The following is a 5,165-nucleotide window of genomic DNA, read 5'->3' as shown; positions in this document are numbered from 1 at the left end:
CCTTGCGCTCGAAGGGCACGATGACGGGCAATTCCTCGCCCTCCAGCCGCCTGGCGGCGTCGATATAGGCCTTGGCAGCGGAATTGAGCGGCTCCGACAGTGTCACCGGCGAACCGAGGTTGGAGGCGCGCAGCACATCCTGGCTTTCCGGAATGATGCCGAGCAGCGGCACCGACAGGATTTCCAGCACGTCGTCGATGGACAGCATCTCGCCGCGCGACGCACGCGCCGCGTCGTAGCGGGTGACCAGCACATGCTTGGCGATCTGCTCGCCCTGCTCGGCCCGCAAGGTGCGGGCGTCGAGCAGGCCGATGATGCGATCGGAATCGCGCACCGACGACACTTCCGGATTGGTGACGATGACTGCCTCGTCGGCAAAGCGCATGGCGAGTTGCGCGCCGCGCTCGATGCCGGCCGGGCTGTCGCAGAACACGTAGTCGAACACCGAGCGCAGCTTGTCGATGACTTCGCCGACGCCCTCTTCGGTCAGCGCATCCTTGTCGCGCGTCTGCGATGCCGGCAGCAGGAACAGCGTCTCGACCCGCTTGTCGCGGATCAGCGCCTGCGAGAGCTTCGCCTGGCCCTGGATGACGTTGACGAGGTCGAACACCACGCGCCGTTCGGCGCCCATGATCAGGTCGAGGTTGCGCAGGCCGACGTCAAAGTCGACCAAGGCCACCTTCTTGCCGGTCTTGGCCACGGCCGCCCCGAGGGCCGCCGTCGAGGTCGTCTTGCCGACGCCCCCCTTGCCCGAGGTGACCACCACTACCTTGCCCATTGAAAAGCCTCCGTTGTTGTTTTCTTGGTCGGGCGACCATCGGCCGCCCCAATATCGAAACGAATGTCAGCTCAGTGTCGAAACCCGCAAGGCGTCCCCATCGAGAAACGCCTGCACCGGCTTGCCGCGCGAAACACCTTCCATTTCCTCGGCGGTGACGTACCAGCCGTCGACCGCCAGAAGCTCCGCCTCGTTCTTGCGGCAGAAGATGCGCGCGCCTCTGTTGCCCAGCGCACCCGCCGAAGCGCGCCCGCGCAGCGTGCCGTAGACATGGATCGAGCCCGCCGCGATGATCTCCGAACCGGACGCGACCGAACCGAGCACGATGACATCGCCATGCGGATGCACGATCGCCTGGCCCGAGCGGATCGGCGCCTTGATCATCAGCGTGCCCGAAGCTTCAACCTGCGGCTCGCTATCGCCCGCCTTGCTTGCGTCAACCTTGCCGTCGCCGGCCTTGGCCGCGCCGGCTTCAGGCGCCCTGCCCTCGGCCTTGCCCTCTTCGGAAACATCCTCCCGCGCCTTGCGGGGCAGCAGCCCATCCGTCGTCGCCTCCTTGGCGCCGACCAGCACCGGCGGCAGGTTGGGCGCGAGTGCGGCGTGGCCGTCGAGCTCGATGGCGTAGATGCGGATGCCGCGATGGCCAAGCACGTCGACCAGCGATTCGATCGCGGCGACATCGGGCTTCAAGGTGTTGAGATCGAGCACCACCGGCCGCCCGGCAAAATAGCCCGGCGAGTTGCCGATCCAGTGATCCAGCCCCTCCAGCCACTCCGCCAAGGGCGCTTCCGGCGTCAGCGTGAAAGCGACGAAAGAACGGGCGCGAAAACGAATGGATTTGGCCTCGAGGGGGGCGGCAAAGGTCACGGCTGGCGAATCCTTACTGAGAGGTAAACGCTAGCGAGGGAATGGTTAACGAATGGTTAATGGGGAGGGTTGAGAGAGGAGGTCGGAAGGGTGGCTCCCGACAGAGATAGCCGAGGTTCGAAATCTGCCGCCGGCCATTTCCATACATCTAACTAAGCGACTGAAACAACGCGCTCGTCAGCCAAGTGCCTCTGAACGGACTTGGGTAACGTCGGCTGCCCATCTGGCGGTTACAACTGCTCGGCAACATGAACAGCGTCAGAAAGACTTGACGGAAAATGGGCCCGCTCCCTCCTCCACTGAGCGCCAACGCACTTCTCGATTGCAAAGCCGCCTTTGTGGGGCACTATTCGAAATTGCTTCTTGGCACGGCGCAACACAGGAAATTCGGCAACGCGCCATTCTGGAACTTTGCTCCTGACGTTGTTTAATTTAGCTGCGAGATCGGCAACAGACGAATAGCGGTCTACTAATGCCTTTGCGCAGCACTTTCGTATGATAGCCATGAGAGCGGTTGGCGTCCAAGCGGGCAGCGTCGAGTAGTCGAGAATACGACTTCGGGCAATTCTGGACTCGACAATCGAAGTGGCAAATGCCTGCTGATCCCAGTCGGTAAGCTCATCATATTTCTTCTTCTCCCTGTCAGCAAGCCAATCGCGCTCGTGATAAGGCAAATGACCGCCCAAAACCTGATAGAAAACCATTCCAAGTTGATAGATGTCTCCCTGGCGGTAAAAACACTTTTGATCAAGCTCTTCGGGCGGCCGATATAGGAGCGAATGCCGGGTCGACGTCTTAGCGTAGCCCTCATTGTTCTGAACCACCACCGATCCAAAATCTCCGATTACGAATCGATCGTCTGAAAGACAGAAGATATTGGACGGCTTTAAATCGCGATGCAGATACCCATTGCCGTGCAGGAAGCTTGCGCCAGCTGCGATCTGGCTTAAAACATCGATTGCCTCGACAGTGCCGAATTTGCGCCTCCCCAAGGCATCATCTAGATCGCCAGATGCACAGTACGGCGTCATAAAAAATGCATCGTCCTTGTCGATGCTCTCAGCGTGATACACTTTGAGAATGTGCTCGGAATCGAGATTAGCGAGCAACGCAGGTTCTGCGTGATCGCCGCCACCCCAATAGTAAAACTTAACTACGACATTGCGCTTGAGTAACTTGTTGTGACCGATGAGCACATAGCCATTTGCGCCCTTGTCAATCATACTGACGAATTCAATGTCTTTCGACAGCTCTTCGGCCTTTAACCTGACTAGCGGTGGCAAAGGCGAAAAATCCAATGCCATTAGAGCTCCTTGGCACTCTTGAGGTGATACACTCCGCAGCGATATGCATCTTCTTGATATTTCAGGACTCCATCTGGAATGCCTCCCAAATTCGTCTTTGCGAATTTTGATAGTGCGACGGGATTAACAAAAACCACCTCACGATCGGAGAGCTGGAACAACGTCTCTATTTTAAACGACACAGCTCCTCCTCCCATTTGTCCCCCTTTCGCTCTTGCCTTCACGGCAAACACATCCACACCATGCTCATGAGCAAACGTCCTCACCGCCTGGAGAAGCGCCTTGACTGAACTGGTGTCCTTGTCGTCGCCCAAATTGAGCTTTCTGGTCTTGCAGCTTATGTGATGCGGATCGTCATCCTTGACTGAAACCAGGACTAGCCTAGCTTCGCTGGCTTTTAGATCTACTCCACATACAATCACTTGATAATCTCCGTTGTTCTGAGTGGCACCCCACGTTGATTCCGTACATTTATGGATATCGTCTGACAAGTGTCCATCGTCCGCGAGATTCGAATTCGTTGCCTTTTTAGTGACATCGCAGGGCTTAAGGTCAGATTCTAGGTGGAGGCCTCTTGCTTTCCTTATTTGGTCAGACAATTTCGCCCGGTTGGCGGGCGTCAACCGGACTGAACAACAGTCGGTCCATAGGCGATATCAGTGCAAACAGAGTGGTTATATTCCAATGGCGGATTATAACTTCGCATTTCCACACAATATCGTAGCTTTCTGAGCCTTTGTGCACTATTGACGCTTGGCGCCTTGAGGGAGTGAGCAGGATGCGTATAACTAGTGTCGAACTCGAGAACTTTCGTCGGTTTACGTCGCTGAAAATACGGGACATTCCTCCGGAGGCGCGGCTCGTTGTCCTAGCTGGGCCTAACGGATCAGGTAAATCCTCCCTGTTTGACGCGTTCCTCCTAAAGTACCGAATGTCTAGTGGATATGGATGGAACGGAGATAGCAGATATTACGACAGACCGCTGCAGGCAAATATTGAGCTTTCGCAACGCATTACAATCGGGATTCAAGATAATGCGCCATTGCAGCGAGGCTCAGTGTATGTTCGCACGGCCTATCGGAACGATCCTGAGTTCCTAACCGATACTTTGTCACGAACTGGGCCGGTGCTTGCTGATTTTCCCATTAACCGACTCATTGAATCAGACGCCACGGTAGCCAGAAATTACCAGCGCCTTGCATCGCAAGCGATGGAGGATGTCTTCGTCAATGAGGCAGCCACTACTAAGATGGGCGACTTTCGAGACAGACTCATTGGGGAGTGTCGAGAACCCCTTAAGCGGCTTTTTCCAGATCTTACCTTTGTGGGTGTGGGCAATCCGCTCGAACAAGGGACATTTCAGTTCGATAAGGGTTCCGCCAAGAGCTTTGACTACAAGAACTTGTCTGGTGGAGAGAAAGCGGCTTTCGACTTGATCCTAGATTTTGTCGTCAAGCGCAAAAGCTATAAAGATGCGATCTATTGCATTGACGAGCCGGAAGCGCACATTAGTACCAAGCTACAGGGTACGCTGCTGCAGGAGCTTCTCGGTTTGATCCCTGAAAGGTCGCAGCTCTGGATCGCTTCTCACTCGATTGGGATGATGCGAAAAGCTCGCGAACTCTATGAAGCGAATTCAGGATCAGTGACTTTCCTTGATTTTGGTGGGCACGATTTCGACAAACCCACCGTGATCACGCCGTCGAAGCCTACGAGGGCATTCTGGGAACAGGTGCTGCATGTCGCCCTTGATGATCTAGCGGCTCTCGTCGCGCCACGAGAAGTCATCGTGTGTGAGGGCAATCCCGGAGGTGCAGTGCCAGGCAAGAACGCGGAGCATGATGCCCGTGTTTACTCTACCATTTTTGCTGAAGAGTTTCCGGACGTGATATTTCTCTCCGCCGGTAATTCTAAGGAGGTGGCCGGTGATTATTTAGGGATCGCTGCAGCACTGCCAAAGATTGCCTCGGGCATGAAAGTCAAACGACTCATTGATGGTGATGACCACGCACCGGCTGATGTAACGGACTTCAACACGGATGGGATAAAGGTTTTGGACCGCAGGCATCTCGAAGCCTATCTATATGATGATGAAGTTCTGACGGCCTTATGTGACTCTATCAATAAGCCAAACTTGGCACCAATACTGTTGGCCGAGAAGCAGGCAGAAATAAGTTCCAGTTTCGGGAGAGGTAATTCCATCGACGACCTAAAAT

General features: G+C 55.6%; 5 protein-coding genes. 1 reads left to right on the top strand and 4 read right to left on the bottom strand.

Translation table 11 applies throughout. The features are described from left to right. The 4 genes from minD to EOC06_RS30180 form a co-directional block, all read right to left on the bottom strand. Positions 1–778: septum site-determining protein MinD (gene minD / locus EOC06_RS30195; RefSeq protein ID WP_128309516.1), on the bottom strand; the 778-nt coding region annotated here is incomplete at its 3' end. Positions 779–844: 66 nt separating this feature from the next. Next, a complete protein-coding gene (gene minC, locus EOC06_RS30190; protein ID WP_128309515.1) occupies positions 845–1,645 on the bottom strand; it encodes a septum site-determining protein MinC in 801 nt (266 codons plus the stop codon). A 230-nt stretch (positions 1,646–1,875) separates the two neighbouring features. After that, positions 1,876–2,949, bottom strand: coding sequence for a protein kinase (locus tag EOC06_RS30185; protein WP_128309514.1), 1,074 nt, complete (start codon positions 2,947–2,949; stop codon positions 1,876–1,878). Beyond that, on the bottom strand, positions 2,949–3,440 hold the full coding sequence (locus EOC06_RS30180; RefSeq protein ID WP_164898812.1) for a DUF3010 family protein: 492 nt from the start codon (positions 3,438–3,440) through the stop codon (positions 2,949–2,951). Before EOC06_RS30180 ends, EOC06_RS30185 begins: the two co-directional genes overlap by 1 nt. Before the next feature lie 287 nt (positions 3,441–3,727). Here EOC06_RS30180 and EOC06_RS30175 point away from each other — a divergent pair. After that, positions 3,728–5,165: AAA family ATPase (locus EOC06_RS30175; protein WP_368773610.1), on the top strand; the 1,438-nt coding region annotated here is incomplete at its 3' end.

The sequence above is a fragment of the Mesorhizobium sp. M7A.F.Ca.MR.362.00.0.0 genome (assembly GCF_004023175.1).
GTDB lineage: Bacteria > Pseudomonadota > Alphaproteobacteria > Rhizobiales > Rhizobiaceae > Mesorhizobium.
The sequence above is the reverse complement of the archived record's forward strand: the minus strand, read 5'-3'. Positions and strand labels throughout refer to the sequence as shown.